General features: G+C 73.2%; 17 protein-coding genes. 11 read left to right on the forward strand and 6 right to left on the reverse strand.

What is annotated here, in order from left to right:
• Nucleotides 1–94 precede the first annotated feature (94 nt).
• Nucleotides 95–739 carry a TetR/AcrR family transcriptional regulator gene (locus RLT59_RS21130; protein WP_311304837.1) on the forward strand — a complete coding sequence of 215 codons (645 nt, stop codon included), beginning with the start codon at nt 95–97 and terminating at the stop codon, nt 737–739.
• A gap of 8 nt (nt 740–747) precedes the next feature.
• Here RLT59_RS21130 and RLT59_RS21135 read toward each other — a convergent pair whose 3' ends face one another.
• On the reverse strand, nt 748–1,389 hold the full coding sequence (locus tag RLT59_RS21135; protein WP_311304838.1) for a response regulator transcription factor: 642 nt from the start codon (nt 1,387–1,389) through the stop codon (nt 748–750).
• A 2-nt stretch (nt 1,390–1,391) separates the two neighbouring features.
• Nucleotides 1,392–2,687: a sensor histidine kinase gene (locus RLT59_RS21140; RefSeq protein WP_311304839.1), complete on the reverse strand. Its 1,296-nt coding sequence runs from the start codon at nt 2,685–2,687 to the stop codon at nt 1,392–1,394.
• A gap of 133 nt (nt 2,688–2,820) precedes the next feature.
• On the opposite strand from RLT59_RS21140, the gene RLT59_RS21145 reads away from it, so the two are divergent.
• Both RLT59_RS21145 and RLT59_RS21150 read left to right on the forward strand, forming a co-directional pair.
• Nucleotides 2,821–3,555, forward strand: coding sequence for an ABC transporter ATP-binding protein (locus RLT59_RS21145; protein WP_311304840.1), 735 nt, complete (start codon nt 2,821–2,823; stop codon nt 3,553–3,555).
• Entirely contained in the window at nt 3,549–6,089 is a 2,541-nt protein-coding gene (locus RLT59_RS21150) for an ABC transporter permease (RefSeq protein ID WP_311304841.1), read from the forward strand. The genes RLT59_RS21145 and RLT59_RS21150 overlap by 7 nt, the downstream gene beginning before the upstream one ends.
• A 92-nt stretch (nt 6,090–6,181) precedes the next feature.
• Here the strand turns inward: RLT59_RS21150 and RLT59_RS21155 are convergent, their stop codons facing one another.
• Nucleotides 6,182–6,862 (reverse strand): phosphotransferase, encoded by a 681-nt coding sequence (locus tag RLT59_RS21155; RefSeq protein ID WP_311304842.1) that lies wholly within the window; start codon nt 6,860–6,862, stop codon nt 6,182–6,184.
• 210 nt (nt 6,863–7,072) lie between these two features.
• Between RLT59_RS21155 and RLT59_RS21160 the strand changes: the two genes are divergently transcribed.
• Nucleotides 7,073–8,443, forward strand: a complete 1,371-nt coding sequence (locus tag RLT59_RS21160) for a S1 family peptidase (protein ID WP_311307803.1) — start codon at nt 7,073–7,075, stop codon at nt 8,441–8,443.
• Nucleotides 8,373–9,143 (forward strand): dioxygenase family protein, encoded by a 771-nt coding sequence (locus RLT59_RS21165; RefSeq protein WP_311307804.1) that lies wholly within the window; start codon nt 8,373–8,375, stop codon nt 9,141–9,143. Before RLT59_RS21160 ends, RLT59_RS21165 begins: the two co-directional genes overlap by 71 nt.
• Before the next feature lie 20 nt (nt 9,144–9,163).
• Here RLT59_RS21165 and RLT59_RS21170 read toward each other — a convergent pair whose 3' ends face one another.
• Entirely contained in the window at nt 9,164–10,876 is a 1,713-nt protein-coding gene (locus RLT59_RS21170; RefSeq protein ID WP_311304843.1) for a bifunctional 3'-5' exonuclease/DNA polymerase, read from the reverse strand.
• Nucleotides 10,877–10,998: 122 nt separating this feature from the next.
• Between RLT59_RS21170 and RLT59_RS21175 the strand changes: the two genes are divergently transcribed.
• From RLT59_RS21175 to RLT59_RS21185, 3 genes are all read left to right on the forward strand, one after another.
• Nucleotides 10,999–11,910 (forward strand): NADP-dependent oxidoreductase, encoded by a 912-nt coding sequence (locus RLT59_RS21175; RefSeq protein WP_311304844.1) that lies wholly within the window; start codon nt 10,999–11,001, stop codon nt 11,908–11,910.
• 120 nt (nt 11,911–12,030) lie between these two features.
• Nucleotides 12,031–13,233 (forward strand): DUF2786 domain-containing protein, encoded by a 1,203-nt coding sequence (locus tag RLT59_RS21180; protein WP_311304845.1) that lies wholly within the window; start codon nt 12,031–12,033, stop codon nt 13,231–13,233.
• Nucleotides 13,234–13,357: 124 nt separating this feature from the next.
• Nucleotides 13,358–15,517 (forward strand): FUSC family protein, encoded by a 2,160-nt coding sequence (locus RLT59_RS21185; protein WP_311304846.1) that lies wholly within the window; start codon nt 13,358–13,360, stop codon nt 15,515–15,517.
• Between the two features lie 32 nt (nt 15,518–15,549).
• Here RLT59_RS21185 and RLT59_RS21190 read toward each other — a convergent pair whose 3' ends face one another.
• On the reverse strand, nt 15,550–16,047 hold the full coding sequence (locus tag RLT59_RS21190; RefSeq protein ID WP_311304847.1) for a hypothetical protein: 498 nt from the start codon (nt 16,045–16,047) through the stop codon (nt 15,550–15,552).
• 263 nt (nt 16,048–16,310) lie between these two features.
• Between RLT59_RS21190 and RLT59_RS21195 the strand changes: the two genes are divergently transcribed.
• Nucleotides 16,311–16,553: a DUF397 domain-containing protein gene (locus RLT59_RS21195; RefSeq protein ID WP_311304848.1), complete on the forward strand. Its 243-nt coding sequence runs from the start codon at nt 16,311–16,313 to the stop codon at nt 16,551–16,553.
• A 51-nt stretch (nt 16,554–16,604) separates the two neighbouring features.
• Here RLT59_RS21195 and RLT59_RS21200 read toward each other — a convergent pair whose 3' ends face one another.
• Nucleotides 16,605–17,132: an ATP-binding protein gene (locus tag RLT59_RS21200; protein ID WP_311304849.1), complete on the reverse strand. Its 528-nt coding sequence runs from the start codon at nt 17,130–17,132 to the stop codon at nt 16,605–16,607.
• Between the two features lie 311 nt (nt 17,133–17,443).
• Here RLT59_RS21200 and RLT59_RS21205 point away from each other — a divergent pair, with 311 nt between their 5' ends.
• Nucleotides 17,444–18,325 carry a Sco1979 family transcriptional regulator gene (locus RLT59_RS21205; protein ID WP_311304850.1) on the forward strand — a complete coding sequence of 294 codons (882 nt, stop codon included), beginning with the start codon at nt 17,444–17,446 and terminating at the stop codon, nt 18,323–18,325.
• 54 nt (nt 18,326–18,379) lie between these two features.
• Nucleotides 18,380–19,837, forward strand: coding sequence for an aldehyde dehydrogenase family protein (locus RLT59_RS21210; protein WP_311304851.1), 1,458 nt, complete (start codon nt 18,380–18,382; stop codon nt 19,835–19,837).
• Nucleotides 19,838–19,895 lie beyond the last annotated feature (58 nt).

A 19,895-nucleotide genomic window follows, 5' to 3' on the forward strand; every position in this document is an offset into this window, starting at 1 on the left:
CCCCCGGTGACGGGTTCCACTGAACCAACCAACTGGTTGGACGTCAACCATCCAGTTGGTTGGCGCTCCGGTGAACTCGTTCTACGCTGGTGCCATGACCTCGGACGCGCCCCCCACCAAGGAACGGCTCCTCGCTGCGGCGAAGGAGGAATTCGCGGCACACGGCATCGCCGGAGCCCGAGTCGACCGGATCGCGGAGCTGGCCGGCGTGAACAAGGAGCGGATCTACGGCTACTTCGGCAACAAGCAGAAGCTGTTCGACGCCGTCGTGGGCCGTGCGCTCGACGAACTGGCCGAGGCCGTCCCGCTCAAGGCCGGCGACGACCCCGCGGAGTACGTGGGGCGGGTGTACGACTTCCACCGGGACAACCCGGTCCTGGTCAGGCTGTTCTTCTGGGAGGGGCTGCACTACCGCGACGGCGTGCTGCCCAACGAGGAGCGCCGCCGCAGCCGCTACGAGGAGAAGATCGCCGCCCTGGCCGAGACCTTCGGGACCGAGGCGTCCCCGAAGGTCGCGGCCTGCTTGCTGACCCTGATCGGGCTCGCCGCCTGGCCGAACGCGGTGCCGCAGCTCACCCGGCTGATCATCGGCACGGGCACGGGCACGGGCACGGGCACGGGCACGGGCACGGACATGGACATGGACCGGCTGGATCTGCGCGGCCACGTGGTGGCGTTCGCCCGACAGGCGCTGTTCGGGGCTGGGGCCGGGGCCGTAACCGGCGCCTCGACCCCGTAGCGCGGCCGCTAACCGCGCAGGTACGCCAGCACCGCCAGCACCCGGCGGTTCGTGGTGTCGTCCAGCGACAGGTCGAGCTTGCCGAGGATGCTGCCGAAGTGCTTGCTGACCGTGCCCTCGCTGACCGTCATCGCCGCGGCGATCGACGCGTTCGACCTGCCCTCCGCCATCAGGGCCAGCACCTCCTGCTCCCGGGCGGTCAGCCGCGACAGCGGGTCCCTGCGGTGCCGGATCAGCTGGCGGACCACCTCGGGGTCCACCACCGTGTCCCCGGCGCCGACCCGGTGCAGGGCGTCGATGAACTCCTCGACGTGGCCGATCCGTTCCTTGAGCAGATAGCCGACGCCCCGGCCGTCCGCGGAGTCGAGCAGATCCTCCGCGTAGGCGCGCTGGACGTACTGGCTGAGTACGAGAACGGGCAGGTCGGGCTGGAGGGTGCGCAGCTCGACCGCGGCGCGCAGCCCCTCGTCGGAGAAGCCTGGAGGCATCCGGACGTCGGTCACGACGATGTCCGGGCGGTGCTCGGTGACGGCCGCGATCAGCTCGCCGGCCGTTCCGGCTCCCGCCACCACCCGGTGCCCGAACCGCTCCAGCAGGCCGACCAGTCCCTCCCGCAGGAGCACGCTGTCCTCGGCCAGTACGATCCGCACGGTCAGGTCCTCCCGGACGACGGCGTGGACGGGGCGGGGACCTCCAGCCGGAACACCGTGGGCCCGCCGGGGGGACTGGACAGTAGCAGGTGGCCGCCGAGCACCGAGAGCCGGTCGGCCACCCCCTCAAGTCCCGTTCCGCCGCTGGTCACCGCCCCGCCCGCGCCGTCGTCCGAGACCTCCACCACCAGCCGTCCCCGCTCGGTGCGGCCGGTCACCCGGGCCCGCCCCGCCCCGCTGTGCTTGGCGACATTGGCCAACGCCTCGCAGACCGCGAAGTAGACCCCGGTCTCGACCGCTTCGGGCAGCCGGTCCGGCAGGTCGAGGTCCACGTCCACCGGCACCACGGAACGGTCCGCGACGTCCTCCACGGCGGCCCGCAGCCCCCGGTCCGTGAGGACCCGGGGGTGGATGCCCTGGATCAGCTCCCTGATCTCCACCAGGGCGGCCCCGGCCTCCTCATGGGCCTTGGCCAGCAGTCCGGCCAGCGGCTGCGCGGGGTTCTCCAGCCGGGCCAGGCCGAGCGTCATGGACAGGGCGACGAGCCGTTGCTGCGCGCCGTCGTGCAGATCGCGTTCGATCCGGCGGCGCTCCGCCTCGAAGGCGTCCACCAGACGCATCCGGGACCGCCCCAGCTCCCGCAGCCTGGAATCGATTCCGGCATCCGGCGGGGAGAGCAGCTGCCGGGTCAGCACCGCCCGCCCGGCCGCCAGCAGCCCCAGCGGATACGCGAACACCGGCAGCAGGACCACCCCGGCGAGCAGCGCCGCGAAGGCGGACGGATAGGAGTGGGCGAGCCAGATCTTGAGCACCCGGACCTCCTCACCGCCGCTCGCCGCCAGCACCACGGGCGCCGCGATCAGCCCGCCGCAGACGGTGAGGGCCGTCCCCACCGCCAGCGCCTCCAGCGGCCACAGCACCAGGGCGAACAGCAGCGCGTATCCCAACTCCCGCCAGGTGCACCGCTCCTGGAGGCGGGTGCGCAGCCAGGACGACAGCCCGGTGCCGTCCGGTTCACGGTGTGCCGGGGGCAGCGGCCGGGGGTCGAGCAGCCGCAGCCTGCGCCGCTCCAGAGCGGCCAGCGGAATGCCCGCGAGCACCAGGGTCAGCAGCAGCGGTATCCCGATCAGGACCACCGAGAGAGCGCCGCCCGCGACCGCCAGCAGGAGCAGGGCGGCGAGCGTCGCGATGCCGAGGGGCACGCTGGTCAGCAGGTAGAGCGCGGCCCGCCAGGGCCACCCGCCGAGTACGTAGCCGCACTGTCGCAGGGCCTGCGGGAGGCCGGGGGAGGAGGGCATGGGGGGAACGGTAGGACGCGCCCCGGGCGCGGACCACCCAGCGGTGTCGACCTTCGTGGTGGAGCTACCTCCACCACGAGGACTCCTCTTCGCTGCGATGTGCCCGGAGCGCGGCGGCGGTTGGCTCCTACCCATGAATCAAGCAGCTGTCCGACTCCGTTCGGTCACCCGGTCCTACGGCAGGGGATTCGGCGCGGTGACCGCGCTGGACGGAGTGAGCCTGGACATCCCGCGTGGCACCTTCACCGCCGTCATGGGCCCGTCCGGCTCCGGCAAATCGACCTTGCTCCAGTGCACCGCCGGGCTCGACCGGCCGACCGGCGGCCAGGTGTTCCTCGGTGACACCGAACTGACCGGGCTCAGCGAGCGGCGGCTGACACTGCTGCGCCGCAGCCGCATCGGCTTCGTCTTCCAGGCGTTCAACCTGCTGCCCTCCCTCACCGCGGAGCAGAACGTGGCGCTTCCGCTGCGGCTGGCCGGCCGCCGGCCCGCGCGGGGCGAAGTCCTCGACGTGCTGGAGCGGGTGGGGCTGCGCGAGCGGGCGGGGCACCGGCCGGGGGAGCTTTCCGGCGGCCAGCAGCAGCGGGTCGCCCTGGCCCGCGCGCTGGTCACCCGGCCCGATGTCCTCTTCGGTGACGAACCCACCGGAGCGCTCGACTCCACCACCGGACAGGAGGTGCTCTCGACGATGCGCGCCATGGCCGACGACGGCCAGACCGTGATCATGGTGACGCACGACCCGGTTGCGGCCGCCCGCGCCGACCGGGTGGTGTTCCTCGCCGACGGCCGGGTGCGGGGCGAGCTGTACGCGCCGGACGCCGGGCAGATCGCCGCGCGCATGACGAGGATGGCGGCGGTCCCGTGCTGAGTCTCGTGCTCCGGGGCATCCGGGCCCGCTGGGTCACCTTCGCCGGATCCTTCGTCGCGCTGGCCCTCGGTGCGGGGATCGTCGCCGCCACCGGTCTGGCGCTCGCGGCGACGTTCGACGCGCCGCACCAGGGCCCGGAGCGGTTCGCCGCGGCCCCCGTCCTGGTCCGGGGCGAGGACCGGCTGCGGGTGGACACCCCGGTCGGCGTCCGTACCCGGCCGCTCACCGATCCCCGCCCGGTCCCGGCGGAGCTCGCCGCGGAACTCGCCGGTCTCGGCCGTACGGAGCTGGACCGCACGTTCCCCGTGACCCTCGGGCCCGCCGCCCGCCCGGCCGGTGACGGCGGGCAGGCCGTCGGCCACCCCTGGCCGGTCGCGGCCGCCGCCCCCTACCGGCTCGTCTCCGGAAGGGCCCCGGCCGCGCCCGGCGAGGTCGTCGTGACGGCGGCAGACGACCCGGGCCCGGAGACGGGCCCGGAGACGGGGGACAGGATCACCGTCGCGACCCCGGCGGGCAGCGGTACGAGGACGGTGGTCGGGACGGTGCGCCCCGCCCGCGGCCCCGCGAGCTTCGAGACCGCCGTGTTCTTCACCGAGGCCGAAGCCGCCAGGATCTCCCCGGACATCGACGCCGTGGTGGTGCACGCGGATCCGGCGGCGGTGCGCGCGACCGTGCACAAGGCCGCGGGCACGGGCTCAGGTACGGGCTCCGGCATCGCGGTCCTCACCGGCGACGAGCGGCGCCGGGCCGACCCCGATCCGGACAGGGACGCCGAGGCGCTGGTCTCGGTCAACGCCCTGCTCGGCACGGCCGCGGGCATCACCGCCTTCGTCAGCATCTTCGTGATCGCCTCGACGTTCTCGTACGGAGTGGCCCAGCGCCGCCGGGAGTTCGGCCTGCTGCGCACGGCGGGCGCCACTCCGGGCCAGGTGCGCCGGCTGGTGTACGCCGAAGCCGTCCTCGTCGGCGTACTCGCGTCGGCCGCCGGCTGCCGGCTGGGTCTGTCCGGTGCGCCCCGGCTCGCCTCCTGGATGGCCGGCGAGGGGATGGCGCCCCGCTGGTTCGCGATCGGTGACCAGGCCTGGCCGCTGCACACCGCGTTCTGGACCGGGCTCGCCGTGGCCCTGGCCGGCGCGGTCACCGCCGCACACCGGGCCGGCCGGACCGGACCGGTCGAGGCGCTGCGCGAATCCGCCGTCGACAGCGGCTCGATGCCACTGAGCCGGATCCTGCTGGGCACGGCCGTCCTGCTGACCGGGGCCGTGCTGGTGGCCGTCGCGCTCGTCCAGGACCCCGGCGGGCTCCTCAAGCGCAAGACGTACATCACCCAGCCGATGCTGCTGATCGTCGGGTTCGCCCTGTTCGCACCCGTGCTGGTCCGTCCCGCCATCCGGTCGCTCACCTGGCTGCCGGCCCGGCTGCCCGGCGCCGCCGGGCTGCTGACCAGGGAAAACGCCTGCGCCGGGCTGCGCAGGACGGCCGCCGTCGCCGCGCCCGTGATCGTCACCGTCGCCCTGGCCGCGTCGCTCATGGGCACGACGGCCACGATCGACGCGGCCGGGGCCGCGGAGGCGCGTAGCCAGGCGACCGGGGACTTCATCGCCACGGCGGACGGCGGGGCGATCCCCGCGCGGTTCGTCGAGCGCGCCCGGCGCATCCCCGGCGCGGCGGTCAGCGCCTCGCGTTCCACCTCCGTGACCGTACTGGAGGAGGGCGTGGCGCTCGTCAGCTCGGAGGCCAGGGCGGTGGACCCGGCGGACGCGGCGGCCGTGTCCGAACTGCCGGTGGTGGCGGGCCGGTTCGCCGACCTCGACGACGGCGGCATCGTCGTCAACGAGGAGTGGCTGACCACGACCGTCGGCGAGCGCGTGGCGGTCTGGCTGGGCGACGGCCGCAAGACCACCCTGCGGGTGGTGGCCGTACTCGCCACCGGCACGGGCGGCAACGGCGTCTACGTCACCCCGCGCAACGCCGCCCGTGCCGCGATCGACCGGATCGACGTCCGGGTCCGGTCCGGAGCCGAACGGTCCGCCGTCGCGGAGCGGTTGTACGCGGACGGGCGGGCGACCGGCACCGAAGTGCTGACCACGGCCCAGTGGGTGAGGGCCACGCACCCGGCGACCGGCGGCTCCACCCGGACCGGGCTGCTGATGATTCTCGCGATCGCCCTGCTGTACACGGGGATCGCGCTGGCCAACACACAGGTGATGGCCACCTCGGACCGGGTGCGGGAGCTGGCGGTGCTCCGTCTCGCCGGGGCGACGAAGGCGCAGGTGCTGCGGCTGATCGGGGTGGAGGCGCTGGCCGTGGTCGCGGTGGGCGCGGTCCTCGGCGCGCTCGTCGCCGCGCTGAACCTGCTCGGCGTGCGCACCGCTCTCGGACTGCTCGGCGTCGGATCGGGCGTCGTCGTCCCGTGGGGCGCCACCGGTCTCGTGGTGGGGGTGAGCGCGGCGCTGGCCGTGGTCTTCGCCGTGCTGCCCGCCTCGTTCGCGCTGCGCACCCGGCCGGTCGAGCTGGCGGGCACGCGCGAGTGACCGGGCCCGCGCGGCACGGCGGACCGGGCGGGACCGGCGTTGGCAGTGCGGTGAACGGGCGGGGGCCGGGACCGGGGCCGGGGCACGGGGGTCTACGCCGACAGTGAGGTGACCAGGTCCGACGCCTTCCCGATGAGGGCCAGTTCGGCCGGGCTCATCGTCGGGTGGGCGGCTCTGCGGGCCGCCGCCGAGGCGAGGTGACGGGCCGGGATGCCGTCGTCGGCGGCCAGCAGCGGCACCAGGATGTCCACCAGCGCGCGGGCGCCCGGCGCCGCCGGGGCGTGGGGATCGACCGCGACCTGGGCCAGGATCAGCGCGGTCATGGCCCGGTCCAGGGCGGGCGGGCCCTCCTCCGTGTTGCTCCAGTCGATCACCACGGGGCCGCCCGCCGTCAGCATCACGTTGCCCGGGTGCAGGTCGAGGTGGAGGATCCGGTCCTCTGGATCCGCCGAGAGCCGGGCCGGGACGGTGTGCAGGTCCGCGAGCAGGCCGACCAGCATGGCGGAGCCCTCGTCCCCGCCGAGTTCGCCGGACATCAGGGACTCCAGCATCGTCGGACCGTTCAGGCGCTGCAGCACCAGGTCGCCGGGACCGGCCGAGACGGGCAGCGGGCCGAGCCGGGGGACCGGGTAACCGGAGGCCGACAGATAGGACATGACGGGCATCTCCTGCCTGGCGTCCAGCCCGGCGCGGTAGCGCCGCAGGACCCACTGCTCGTCCAGCTCGTATACGTCGGCGGAGCGTCCGGTGCCCAGCAGTTGGCCTATTCGCATGAGGGGAACCTACTCGGGCCGGGCGTGAACGGGGAGGCCGGAGCGCGGGTTTCACCGTATCGCCGCCGGTCACGGGTGCCCCATAACGCGATGCGATGGGGCGGACGGGATCTCCTGGAGCCGGGCACGCGCGGCTACGTTGTCGGCAATTCCCCCGCAACGAAGGAGAGTTCGGTGGAGAGATCCGTGGAGGGTTTCGTGCAGAGATCCATGCTCCGAAGACGCGCACCGGCCGTGTGCACCGCCGCCGTGGCCGTCGGCGCGCTCGCCTTGGCCGGGCTGACCGGCACCGCGTCCGCAGACCCTTCCCCCGCCTCCCCCGCCGCTCCGGTCGCCGGGGCGGGCCGGCTCTCTCCCGGCCTGATCGAGGCGATGCGGCGCGATCTCGGGCTCACCGCCGACGGTGCGCGGGCCAGGATCGGCGCGGAGTCCCGTGCGGCGGCCTCGGCCGCCGGACTTCGGCACTCCCTCGGTGCCGGTTTCGGCGGCGCCCGGGTGAGCGGTGACGCGGCGGAGCTGACCGTCGCCACCACCGATGCGGCGGACACCGCCAGGATCACCGCGGCCGGTGCGCGGGCCGTCGTCGTCGCCCACAGCCTGGCCGAACTCACCTCGGCCAAGGCCGCCCTCGACCGGGTGGCGCGGCAGCGGACGCCGAAGGACGTACCCGCCTGGTACGTCGATGTGCGCACCAACCGCGTCGTCGTCGAGGCGGGCCGGAGCGCCGCCGCCGAGAGCTTCCTCGCCGTGGCCGGAGTGCCGCGTGCACTGGTGACGGTACGTCAAGCAACCGGTCAGCCGCGCACGTTCACCGATCTGCGCGGCGGTGACGCGTACTACATGAACGGCACGGGTCGCTGTTCCATCGGTTTCCCCGTCAAGCGCGGTACCCAGGGCGGCTTCGTCAGCGCCGGACACTGCGGCACCCCGGGTGTCACCACCAGCGGCTACAACCAGCAGGCCCAGGTCTCCTTCCAGGGCTCCACCTTCCCCGGCCGCGACTACTCCTGGGTCGCCGCGAACACCGGCTGGACCCCTCGGCCGCTGGTGAACGGCTACGGCAACGGCGATGTGACGGTCACCGGTTCCACCGAGGCGCTGGAGGGCTCGTCGGTCTGCCGCTCGGGCTCGACGACCGGCTGGCACTGCGGCACCGTCCAGCAGCGCAACAGCAGCGTCACCTACCAGGAGGGCACCGTCTCCGGGGTGACCCGTACCAACGTGTGCGCCGAACCCGGCGACTCCGGGGGCTCGTTCATCTCCGGCAGCCAGGCCCAGGGCGTCACGTCCGGCGGCACCGGCAACTGCTCCCAGGGCGGTACGACGTACTTCCAGCCGGTCAACCCGGCACTCCAGGCATACGGGCTGACCCTGGTCACCAGCGGCACCCCGACCGATCCGCCCACCGATCCGACCGACCCGCGACCTCGTACCCCACCCCGAGGAGTCCGCCATGTCCCCCGACCCCGTCGACCGCTTCTCCGAGGACCGGCCGATCAGCCGCAAGACCCTGCTCAAGGCGGCCCTGGTGGCCACCGCGGTCCCGCTGTTCGCCGGGACCGGGGTGGCGCTGGCCCGTGACACCGCTTCCAGCGGCCAGCCGCTCGCCCCGACACCCGACTGCGACGACGGCGACGGCCCGACCCACGACCAGATCGAGGGCCCGTACTTCAAGCCCGACTCCCCGCTCCGCACCAGCCTGGTGAGCGCGGGCACGCCCGGTGTCCGGCTGACCGTCAGCGGCTATGTCTTCGGGCGGGCCTGCGAGCCCCTGCCCGGGGTACTGCTCGACTTCTGGCAGGCCGACACCAACGGCGCGTACGACATGAGCGGATTCGCCTTCCGTGGCCACCAGTTCACCGACGCGACGGGGGCCTTCACCCTCTCCACGGTCGTGCCGGGGCTGTATCCCGGCCGCACCCGGCACATCCATGTGAAGGCCCAGGCGCCCGGTTCCGGCATCCTCACCACCCAGCTCTACTTCCCCGACGAGCCGCGCAACAGCACCGACACCCTCTTCGATCCGGCCCTCCTGATGAACGTCCGGTCCGTCGGCCCGGCCAGGGAGGGGACCTTCGACTTCGTCCTCGACGTCGCGCAGGACCCGACCGATCCCACCGATCCGCCGACCGGGCCGGGCGGCAGCTGGGCGGCCGGGGCGCCGTACAAGGCGGGAGACCGCGTCACGTACGGCGGCGGCGCGTACCGCTGTCTGCAGGCGCACACCGCCCTGACCGGCTGGGAGCCGCCGAACGTCCCCGCTCTGTGGGAAGGCGCCTAGGTCGGGTCGCGCCCGCCGGGTCACTTGGCGTCCGAGTACCGCCGCACCACCGCGGTGGTGAACGGGAAGCGCACCGGTGTCTCACCGAAGGCGATCCGGCCGGCCAGTTCCCCGGCGGCCCGGATCGCCTCCACCACCGTCTCCGCCTCCTCCCGTGGGCAGTGCACGATCACCTCGTCGTGCTGGAAGAAGACCAGTTCGGCCCGGAGCCCGGCCGTGCTGAGCGAGTGGCGCAGCGCGGCCAGGAGCAGCAGCGCCCAGTCCGCGGCGCTGCCCTGCACCACGAAGTTGCGGGTGAAGCGGCCGCGGGCACGGGCGTTGGACGAGGCGTAGCCGGGTGTGAAGCCGCCGTCCGCCGGGGGCCCGGAGCCGTCCCCGGGGAGATCCTCGCCGCCCTCCTGCGGTATGCCGGCCTCCCCGTCGTCCCCGCTGCCGACGGCCGGCGGGCTGGTCCGGCCGAGCCAGGTCCGTACGAGACGGCCCTCCTCGCCGGCCTTCGCGGCGTCGTCCACGTAGGCGACGGCGTGCGGGAACCTGCGGCGCAGGGCGGCCAGATTCTTCAGGCCGTCCCCAGAGGTCTGGCCGTAGACGGCACCGAGCAGGGCGATCTTGGCGTGGTCGCGGTCGCCGTGGAAGGCGCGGTCGGACAGCGCGGTGTAGAGGTCGCCGTCGTGCCCGGCCACCTCCATCAGTCCCCGGTCGCGGGAGATCGCGGCGAGCACCCTCGGCTCCATCTGGTCGGCGTCCGCGACGACCAGCCGCCAGCCCTCGTCGGCGACGACCGCCCGCCGGATCACCTTGGGGATCTGCAGCGCCCCGCCGCCGTTGGTCGTCCAGCGGCCGCTGACCGAGCCGCCCGGCTGGTACTCGGGGCGGAAGCGGCCGTCGCGGACCCAGTCCTGGAGCCAGCTCCAGCCGTGGGCCGTCCAGATCCGGTACAGCTTCTTGTACTGGATGAGCGGCCGCACCGCCGGATGGTCCAGCCCCTCCAGCTCCCAGCGGCGGGTCGACCTCACCTTGATCCCGGCCCGGCCGAACGCCCGCACCACGTCGGCGGGGAGGTCCGGACGGACCCGGTGTCCGAAGGCGGCGGACACCTCGCCCGCCAGCTCGGCCAGCCTGCGGGGCTCGCCGCCCGCGTACCGCTCGCCCAGCAGCTCCTGGAGGACGTCGCGGTGGACGTCGGCCCGCCAGGGCAGGCCCGCGCGGTGCATCTCGGCGGCGACCAGCATGCCGGCCGACTCGGACGCCGTCAGCAGCCGCATCCGGTCCGGCCGGGCCGTGGCGTCGTGCCGGGCGAGCTGGTCCGCGTACACCTGGAGCAGGGCGTCGAAGGGCAGCTCCGTGCCGGAGCGGGGTTCGAACAGGGCGGACTGGGAGCCGGGCACCGCGTGGCGCGGCGCCGGATCGGGCGGCACCGGGGCGCGCAGCAGCCGGGCGTGGGCGGCGGCCGCGGAGCGGGGTTCACCGAGCCGGCCCTCGTGTCCCAGCAGGAGCGACTCGGCGGCCTCGATGTCGTAGCAGCGCGCCACGGGCACCCCGGCGGCGAGCAGCCGGGGGTAGATCTCGGTGGTCGAACGCCACACCCAACGGGTCACTCCGGGGCGGCTGCGGACGGCTTCCGCCAGGTCGGGTTCGGTCACGGCCGGGGCGGTGGGCAGACCTGCGGCGTCCAGCGGGACGAGGCGGGCGCCACCGCCCTCCGTGGCGGCTACCGCCCAGCGTTCGGTCATATGGCCGAGTCTGGCACTCCCCACTGACAGCGCGAGGCGGCTGGCACGGGCGGGTCGCAGACGGGAAGATCGGCACAGACCCTGCTCCGGGCCCCGGAGCACCCACCGAGGGGACAGGCGCGATGGAAGCGATCGTTTTCGAGGAGTTCGGCGGACCCGAGGTCCTGCATCCCGCCCGGGTCGAGGACCCGCATCCCGGTCCGGGGCAGGTGCGGGTGAAGGTCATGGCCGCCGGGGTGAATCCGATGGACTACAAGATCCGGCGCGGCTGGATGCGGGAGATGTTCCCGACGTCGCTCCCGGCGATCCCGGGCGTCGAGTTCGCCGGAGTGGTCGACCGGACGGGGGAAGGGGTCACCGGCGTCGAGGTGGGCGACGAGGTGCTGGGCCGCAGTGCGACGGGTTCCTACGCGGAGTACGTGCTGGCCGACGCCACCCGCGTCGCGCCCAAGCCGGCCGGGCTGAGCTGGCAGGACGCGGCCGCGCTGACCATCGCGGCGGACACCGCCCAGCGCGTCCTGGACGAGCTCGCGGTGGCCGAGGGCGACACGCTGCTGCTGCACGGGGCGGCCGGAGCCGTCGGATCGGCCGCGGTGCAGCTGGCGGTGGCCAGGGGCGCGACGGTGATCGGTACGGCGTCCGTCGCCAACCACGACTACCTGCGGGTGATCGGCGCGACCCCGTTGGAGTACGGGGACGGGCTGGTCGGCCGGGTCCGCGAAGCCGCTCCCCAGGGTGTGGACGCGGTCTTCGACGTGGCGGGGCGCGGTGCGCTGCCGGACTCCATCGAGCTGCGCGGCGGCACCACGGACCGGATCGTCACCATCGCGGACCCGGCGGCGGCCGAGCACGGTATCCCCTTCTCCGCAGGTTCCCCCGGCTCCGCGGAGCAGCTGGCCGAGCTCGCCCGGCTGGCGGCGGACGGCGAGCTGCGGGTGCCGGTCGAGCGGGCCCTGCCGCTGGTCGACGCGGCGGACGCGCAGCGGCTGAGCGAGGCGGGGCACGTACGGGGGAAGCTCGTCCTGCTGCCGTGAACCGTTCGGGGCGGGCCGCGTCTCGCGATCGGCGGACTCCGTCCACAGCCTGTGGACGGACTCGGCCGCCCCTGTCATCCCCGTCATCTCCGCCGAATTCGCCGCGCCTACCCTGACCTCATGGAATCGGTGATCGACCAGGCGTTCGCGGCCGCGCTCTACTCGGACGGCGACGCCGGTCTCGACACCGGGGCCTCGCTCCTCGCCGCGGACCCGGCGAGCGACGGCGAGCTGCTGCGGCGTGGCGAGGAGTTCGTCCGGCGGGCCTGGGAGCGCGGCTGGCTGCCCGCCGATCTCGTACGGCTCGTCCGCCGCGAACTCGACGAGCACGGGGCCGCGCTGGCCGCCGGGCTGATCGTCTCCGAGGTGCGGCGGTACGAGCGGCTGCCGCCCCGCTGGCGGTCCCAGCTGGACGAGCTGCCGCCGGCGCCGCAGCCGGGGAGGCCCGACCGGTTCTCGTACGCCTCCGAGCTGCTCGGGCTCTGCCGGCTGCTGCTGCGGCTGCCCGCCATCGAACCCGTCGGGCCCCCGCCCGGGGCGCCGCGCGACGGGCTGAGCCTGCCGCCCGCGCACGACGAACCCCGCATGCTGACCCGGATCAGGGCACTGCTGGCCAAGGCGGAGGCGACCGGGTTCCCCGAGGAGGCGGAGGCGCTCACCACCAAGGCGCAGGAGTTGATGGCCCGGCACAGCATCGACGAGGCGCTGCTCGCCGCCCGTACCCACAGCGACCGAGCGCCGGGCGCCTGCCGGATCGGGGTGGATGCCCCGTACGAGACGGCGAAGGCGATCCTGCTCGACGCCGTCGCCTCCGCCAACCGCTGCCGGGCCGTGTGGAACAGCGACCTCGGCTTCTCGACGGTCGTCGGCTTCGAACCGGACCTGGAGGCCGTGGAGCTCCTGCACACCTCGCTGCTGGTGCAGGGCACCGTGGCGATGACCAGGGCGGAGGCGGGCCAGCGGGCCGGCGGGCGTAAACGGACCAAGACCTTCCGGCAGTCCTTCCTGATGGCGTACGCCCAGCGGCTGGGGCGCCGGCTGGCGGAGGGCACCGCCCGCGCCACCGCGGAGGCCGACGCCGAGGGAGCCGCGGCCGGACCGCCCACCGCGACGGACCCCGGTCTGCTGCCCGTGCTGGCCGCCCGCGACATGGCGGTCACGGACACCGCGGAGCGGATGTTCCCGCAGACCACGACCACCCGGGTGCGGGGCGCCGTCGACCCGGACGGCTGGACCCACGGCACGGCCGCCGCCGACCGGGCCAGGATGGGCGAGGACGCCCCGGAGATCCCCGGCCGGGGCCGCCGGACCCCGCGCACGTGACAGCCGGGGCCGGGGACCTCGCGTGTCACCCCGGAAACCTCACCGGGCCCCGCGCGCGTCACCTCGGTAACCCTGATATCACCGACAACTCGGGCATAACGCCAAATCCGGTTAGGCTCTCGGCGTGAGCTGGCTCCGGGCGCTGAAGGAGACCGCCCGCTCGGGGCTGACGATCGAGCGGCGGCGCCTCGAACCGCTGATCGCGATCCGGGGCGCGGCCGGTCTCGCCCTGGTGATCGGGGTGACCCTGGCCCTGTTCGGTCCGGTGGTCGCGGCCGGCGCCGCCTTCGGCGCGTTCCAGGCGGCCATCGCCACCTTCCAGCGCAGCTGGCGGCCCCGGCCGGTGCTCGCCCTGGTCTCCGGCGCGAGCCTCGCCATCTCCACGTTCCTCGGCTATGTCACCGGCTCCCATCTGCCGGTCTTCATGCTCCTGCTGGTGCTCTGGACCTTCGTCGCCGGCCTCGCCTGGGCGGCGGGTCCGACCGGCGGCATCATCGCCGCGTCCAATGTCGCGATCATGCTGGTGACGATCACCCTGCCCACCTCCGTCGCCCAGGCGGCCCTGCACGGGGCGATGATCGCGTTCGGCGGGGTGGTCCAGGCGGCCCTGATCGTGGTGTTCCCGGTCCGCAGATGGGGTGCCCAGCGCGACGCGCTGGCCGACGCGCTGGCCGCGGAGGCGGACTACGCCCGCAGGCTGCGCCACGACCCGGTCGCCCACTTCGACCCGCTGCCGCTGATGGAGGCCCGCAGCGCGGCCGCCGTCACCCCGCGCCAGGCCCGCCGCCGCCCGGCCGAACTGCGCGGATCGCGCGGGGTCGCGGAGCGGATCAGGCCGGTGCTCGCCTCCCTCGCGGACCCGGCCATGGGCGTACCGGCCGAGGGCCCGGAGCGCGACCGGGTCCGTGAGCTGCTCGCCGCCGCCGGATCGCTGCTCGACGCGGCGGCCAGGGCGATCCGGCAGGGCGATCCGGTGCGGCTCCCCGCGTCCGCGGTCGCCGCGCTGAAGACTCCCGACACCGGGTCGCTGCTCGCCGGTCCACCGCTGCGCGCCGCCGACCGGCTCGCAGAGCTGCTCTCCGACGTGATCGAGGCGGCAGAGGGTGACGGGACCAAGGAGGAGCGGGCCCAGGCCGAGAAGTCCGCCGACGCCGTCGCGGCGAGCCGGGGCCGACGGCAGCCGGAGGGGCAGCGGCGCCCCACCCTGCTGCGGCTGGTCCCGGTCGTGATCGGTTCGATGCGCCGCGAGCTGCACCCCGGCTCCCCGATCCTGCGGCACGCCATCCGGGTCTCCGCCGTAGCCGCCGGCGGCTACCTGCTGGGCACCGCGCTGCCCTACGGCCACGGCTACTGGGCGCCGATGACGGCCGTGATGGTGATGCGGCCGGAGTTCTCCCGGACGTACGAACGCTCCGTGGCACGGTTCGGCGGCACCGTCGTCGGGGTCCTCGTCGCCACCCTGATCGTGCAGGGCGCCCACCCGGGCGTGGGGCTGTCCGCCGTGCTCGCCGTGGTCTGCGCCCTGCTGATGTACCTGCTGATGCGCACCGGCTACGCGGTCGGCCAGGCCTGCGTCTCCGCGTACGTCGTCTTCCTGCTGGGCATGGCGGGCGACGACTGGTCGCAGACCGTGCTGGAACGGCTCGTCCTCACCTTCGGCGGCGGCCTCCTCGCGATGATCTCGTACGCCGTCTACCCGGCGTGGGAGACCCCTCGGCTGCGCAACCGGCTCGGTGACTGGCTCAAGGAGGACGGGCGGTACGCCGCCTCGGTCGTCGACCAGTACGCCGATCCGGCGGACCGGGGCCACGACGACGTGCGCGAGGCGCTGCTGCGCACCCGGGCGGCCCGGGTCGCCTGGCAGGAGGCGGTGGCCACCGCCCAGCACGAACCGGTGCGCCACCGGGGCCTGTCGCACGCCGCGGCCGGTGACACCCAGCACGCCCTGTCCCAGCTCGGCCGGGTCGCCATGCTGATGGAGGCGCACCTCCCGGAGGGCGGAGCCACCCCCGTACCGGAGGCCGGTCCGCTGGCCGAGGCGTTGCGCCGGGCCACGGACCAGGGCGCGAAGGCGGTGCGGGAGCGGCGGGTGCCGGACTGGGGGCAGGTGCGGGACGCGCTGGCGGCGTGGGACGAGCGGGAGCGGCTGCGCGACGGAGTGGCGGACCCGGTCGTGCGCAACGGGGCCGGTCTCCTGCTCGACGCGCTGGAGGAATTCTCCCGGGGCCTGGACGACGGCCCCCGGCCCGGGACGACCGGCGCGCCCGCCGGGCCGGCGGACTGAGGGCGCGGCCGAGTGCCGTGCGGAGCCCGGAGTTACGGGGCCGTCAGGCCGGGCAGCCCTTCGAGCGAGTCGGCGTCGGTCCTGCCGAGGGAGTCCTTGGTCCCGCCGTCCCACGAGACGACGACGGTCTTGCCGTCGTTGGACTCGACGGTTCCGGCGGACCGGTCGGTGTCGCCGTCGGCGCACTTGAGCGCCAGCGTCACCTTGTCCGTGCCCTTCGCACTGCCCGAGCAGACATGGGAGTCGGCGACGACAACGGCTTTGCCGTGCGCGACGGACAGCACCACGGCCTTGCCGTCGGTCTGCCCGGCCCAAGCGCCCTCCAGCGCCTTGAGACCGTCGGCGGACGTGCCGCCGCCGGACCCGCCGCCCGCCGAGGAGCCGTCGCTGTGGTCCGGCGCCGGCGCGGAGGCGGAACCGGAGCCCTTGTCCGCGTCGGGCTTGTCGTTGTCACTGCCGCAGCCGGTGAGCGCGAGCGCGGTCAGCAGGCCGGTGGCGACAACTGCACCGGTACGTACGAGTTTGCGCATCGGGAATTCCCCCTGGATGACGAAAGACCATCCAAGCTACCAGTGGGTCGCAACGGGCCCCGGGCGGTCAACTCGGGGAATCGGGAGCGGAACGGGCCCGTCGTCCGTCTCTCTTACGAGCCCTCTCTCACGGGAAGCTGTAATCAGGGGACCACCGCGCGTGCACGTGCATCTGCTCATGCATCCGCTCATGCATGGGAATTTGAACACAGCTATGATCCGAGACAGTTGACACTTGCACCTTGCAACTCGGGGAGCGTCCTGTGCACCACGTGTACAACGGCATGGCGGCGACAGAGCTTCGCGGAGTCGCCTGGCAGAAGAGCAGACACAGCAACTCGCAGGGATCCTGCGTGGAGTTCGCGAAACTGCCCGATGGAGATGTGGCGATGCGCAATTCGCGCCACCCCGACGGGCCGGCGCTGGTCTACACGTCGGCCGAGATAGAGGCGCTGCTTCTCGGCGTCAAGGACGGGGAGTTCGACCACCTCATCGCGGAGGGCTGAGCTCCGCCCGGTCGCGCCTGTCCGCGCCCCGCGGCTCCCCGGCCCGGAGCGTCACACCGGCTCCGACAGCCGGAAGAGCGCCCAGACGACCTTTCCGCGCGGGGCCGCGCCGGAGGCGCTGTCCGCGCCCAGCGTGGGCGAGGGGTGCCAGCCCCAGGAGTCGCTGAAGGACTCCACCAGGAACAGCCCGCGGCCCGATTCCGCGGAGTCGGCGGCCTCCGACGCCACCGGGCTCGCCTGGCTCGGGTCCCGTACCGCGCACACCAGCCGTGAGGTCCAGCGCATCAGGTGCAGCCGCACCGGCGGGTCCTGCGATTCGCGCGGGACGTCGGAGGGCAGCGCGTGCCGCAGGGCGTTGGTGACCAACTCGGAGACCACCAGGGCGACATCGTCGAACCGCTCGCTGAGACCCCAGCCGGTCAGGGTCGATCTGGTGAACTGCCTGGCCCCGCCCACGGCCTCGTAACGGGCGGGCAGGGTGCAGGTGGCCGATCCGGAGACAGCGGAGGGATCGATGGGGGGAAGCCCCTGCCGTAACGGCTCGAAATCGAGCATCGTCGTCGATCCATTCGTCCCCATGCGAGGCACTCCCGGGATTCGCGGCTGTCTCGGTACTGCGGGTACTCGGGTACAGCGGCACAACACGAACGAGCACGCAGGTGCGCGACGCCCATGGTTCCGAATGCGCAGGGCAGATGCAAGGGCAGATGCACGTGCACGCGCCTGACCTGTCCGACCCCGTGCCGGTTCTGGCTCATTTCTTCCCCGGGGCAGTTTTGGAGTCTTGGGCAAGTCTTTCTATTTCCGTAATCGAATGAGTACGGGCTGAAGCGTTTTGATGGCAGAATCCGCCCCTGGGGTTCAGGGGGAGCCCCGATGCCAGGGAAGCGATGGGGAGGGTTGGACCAGTGGCGGCAGGCGAGTCGAGTGGATCCGTGGTGCGGCGCATCCTGCTGGGCTCACAGCTCAGACGGCTGCGTGACTCGCGCGGTATCACCCGTGAGGCGGCCGGCTACTCCATCCGGGCTTCCGAATCGAAGATCAGCCGCATGGAGTTGGGACGGGTGAGCTTCAAGGCCAGGGACGTCGAGGACCTGCTCACGCTCTACGGCGTCACGGACGAGGTGGAGCGCGAATCCCTGCTCGGCCTGGCCCGTGAGGCCAACGTGGCGGGCTGGTGGCACAGTTTCGGCGATGTGCTGCCCGGCTGGTTCCAGACGTATATCGGTCTGGAGGGGGCGGCCTCGCTCATCCGGATCTATGAAGTCCAGTTCGTCCACGGCCTGTTACAGACCGAGGGCTACGCCCACGCGGTCGTCTCCCGGGGCATGCGCGGCGCTCCCGCCGCCGAGATCGACCGCCGGGTCGCGCTGCGGCTGGAGCGCCAGAAGGCGCTCGTCGCGGAGCGGGCCCCACGCTTCCACGCGGTGCTGGACGAGGCGGCGTTGCGCCGCCCGTACGGCGGGCGCGAGGTGATGCGCGAGCAATTGCGGCATCTGATCGAAATGTCGGAACAGCCGAACGTGACCCTCCAGGTGATGCCCTTCAGTTTTGGCGGGCACGCGGGCGAGAGCGGTTCCTTTACGATGCTGCGATTCCCGGAATCCGATCTGTCGGACATTGTCTATTTGGAGCAGCTGACAAGTGCGCTCTATTTGGACAAGGCCGAAGAAGTCGCCCAGTACGAAAAGGCGATGGTGCGGCTCCACGCGGACAGCCCGGGTCCCGAGGAGAGCCGGGATCTGCTCCGTGGTCTACTCCAACTCACCTGATATTTCAGTACCATGACATCCCCACAGGAGTCTGCACCTGCAGTAAGGGATCGCATGTCCTTCTTCCACGAGCTGGCCGACCAGTACATCGACGGTGAATGGCGCACCGGGACCGGCTCGTGGGACATCATCGATTTCAATCCCTACAACGGGGAAAAGCTCGCGGCGATCACCATCGCCACCGCGGCCGAGGTCGACCTCGCCTACCGCGCCGCCGAGCGCGCCCAGCCGGCCTGGGCCACCAAGAGCCCGTACGAGCGCGCCCGGGTGATGGAACGGGCCCTGCGGATCACCGAGGAACTGGCCGACGAGATCGTCGAGGCCATCATCGACGAGCTGGGCGGCACCCGGGTCAAGGCGTACTACGAACTGCGCGCCGCCCAGGATTTCCTGCGTGAGGCCGCCCGTCAGGCGCTGGTCCCCGGCGGCCGGATCCTGGCCTCTCCGGTGGACGGCAAGGAGAACCGGCTGATCCGCCGGCCCGTCGGGGTCGTCGGTGTCATCAGCCCCTTCAACTTCCCGTTCCTGGTGACGATGAAGTCGGTCGCGCCGGCCCTGGCGCTCGGCAACGCGGCCGTCGTCAAGCCCAACCAGAACGCCCCGGTGGCAGGCGGCGGACTGGTCGCGAAGATCTTCCACGACGCGGGGCTCCCGGCCGGACTCCTCAACGTCCTGGTCACCGACGTGGCCGAGATAGGCGACGCGTTCATAGAGCACCCCGTCCCCAAGGTGATCTCCTTCGCCGGTTCTGACCGGGCCGGCCGCCATGTCGGCGCGACGGCGGGCGCGCTCTTCAAGCGCACCATCCTCGAACTCAGCGGCAACAGCGCCCTGGTGGTGCTCGACGACGCGGACATCGACTACGCGGTCGACGCCGCCGTCTTCAGCCGCTTCGTCTACCAGGGCCAAGTCTGCATGGCCGCCAACCGTATTCTGGTGGACCGGGCCGTCGCCCCGGAGTTCACCGAGAAGTTCACCGCCCGGGTGGCGGCGCTGCGGACCGGCGACCCGCGCGACCCGGAGACCCAGATCGGCCCGGTCATCAACACCTTCCAGGCCGACGCCCTGACCGCACTGGTCGACCAGGCGGTCGCCGAGGGCGCCACGGCGCTGGTCCGGGGCCGCACCCGGGGCAACCTCGTGGAGCCCACCGTGCTCGCCGGACTCGCGGAGGACTCCCCGCTGCTCTCCCAGGAGATCTTCGGCCCGGTCGCGCTGCTGGTCACCTTCGACGGCGAGGCGGAGGCCGTACGGATCACCAACGACAGCCCGTACGGGCTCAGCGGCGCCGTGCACACCGCTGACGTGGAGCGCGGGGTGCGGTTCGCCCGGCGGATCCGCAGCGGGATGTTCCACGTCAACGACGCCACCGTCCAGGACGACCCGCTGGTCGCCTTCGGCGGCGAGAAGGACTCCGGTACGGGGCGGCTGAACGGCGATGCGACGGTGGACGCCTTCACCACCCAGAAGTGGATATCCATCCAGCACGGCCGGAGCGTCTTCCCGTTCTGAACCCGAGCGTTCCCCCCGCTCCGGACCCGAGCGTCCTCCCGCCCCGGACCGGAGCGTT

The sequence above is a fragment of the Streptomyces sp. ITFR-6 genome (genome assembly GCF_031844725.1).
Taxonomy (GTDB): domain Bacteria; phylum Actinomycetota; class Actinomycetes; order Streptomycetales; family Streptomycetaceae; genus Streptomyces.

What these genes read in the sequence shown, in the direction of transcription:
- RLT59_RS21130 (WP_311304837.1), top strand. Translation starts at nt 95, where the DNA reads ATGACCTCGGACGCGCCCCCCACCAAGGAACGGCTCCTCGCTGCGGCG.
- RLT59_RS21140 (WP_311304839.1), bottom strand. Translation starts at nt 2,687, where the DNA reads ATGCCCTCCTCCCCCGGCCTCCCGCAGGCCCTGCGACAGTGCGGCTAC.
- RLT59_RS21145 (WP_311304840.1), top strand. Translation starts at nt 2,821, where the DNA reads ATGAATCAAGCAGCTGTCCGACTCCGTTCGGTCACCCGGTCCTACGGC.
- RLT59_RS21155 (WP_311304842.1), bottom strand. Translation starts at nt 6,862, where the DNA reads ATGCGAATAGGCCAACTGCTGGGCACCGGACGCTCCGCCGACGTATAC.
- RLT59_RS21160 (WP_311307803.1), top strand. Translation starts at nt 7,073, where the DNA reads ATGCTCCGAAGACGCGCACCGGCCGTGTGCACCGCCGCCGTGGCCGTC.
- RLT59_RS21170 (WP_311304843.1), bottom strand. Translation starts at nt 10,876, where the DNA reads ATGACCGAACGCTGGGCGGTAGCCGCCACGGAGGGCGGTGGCGCCCGC.
- RLT59_RS21175 (WP_311304844.1), top strand. Translation starts at nt 10,999, where the DNA reads ATGGAAGCGATCGTTTTCGAGGAGTTCGGCGGACCCGAGGTCCTGCAT.
- RLT59_RS21180 (WP_311304845.1), top strand. Translation starts at nt 12,031, where the DNA reads ATGGAATCGGTGATCGACCAGGCGTTCGCGGCCGCGCTCTACTCGGAC.
- RLT59_RS21190 (WP_311304847.1), bottom strand. Translation starts at nt 16,047, where the DNA reads ATGCGCAAACTCGTACGTACCGGTGCAGTTGTCGCCACCGGCCTGCTG.
- RLT59_RS21200 (WP_311304849.1), bottom strand. Translation starts at nt 17,132, where the DNA reads ATGGGGACGAATGGATCGACGACGATGCTCGATTTCGAGCCGTTACGG.
- RLT59_RS21205 (WP_311304850.1), top strand. Translation starts at nt 17,444, where the DNA reads ATGGGGAGGGTTGGACCAGTGGCGGCAGGCGAGTCGAGTGGATCCGTG.
- RLT59_RS21210 (WP_311304851.1), top strand. Translation starts at nt 18,380, where the DNA reads ATGTCCTTCTTCCACGAGCTGGCCGACCAGTACATCGACGGTGAATGG.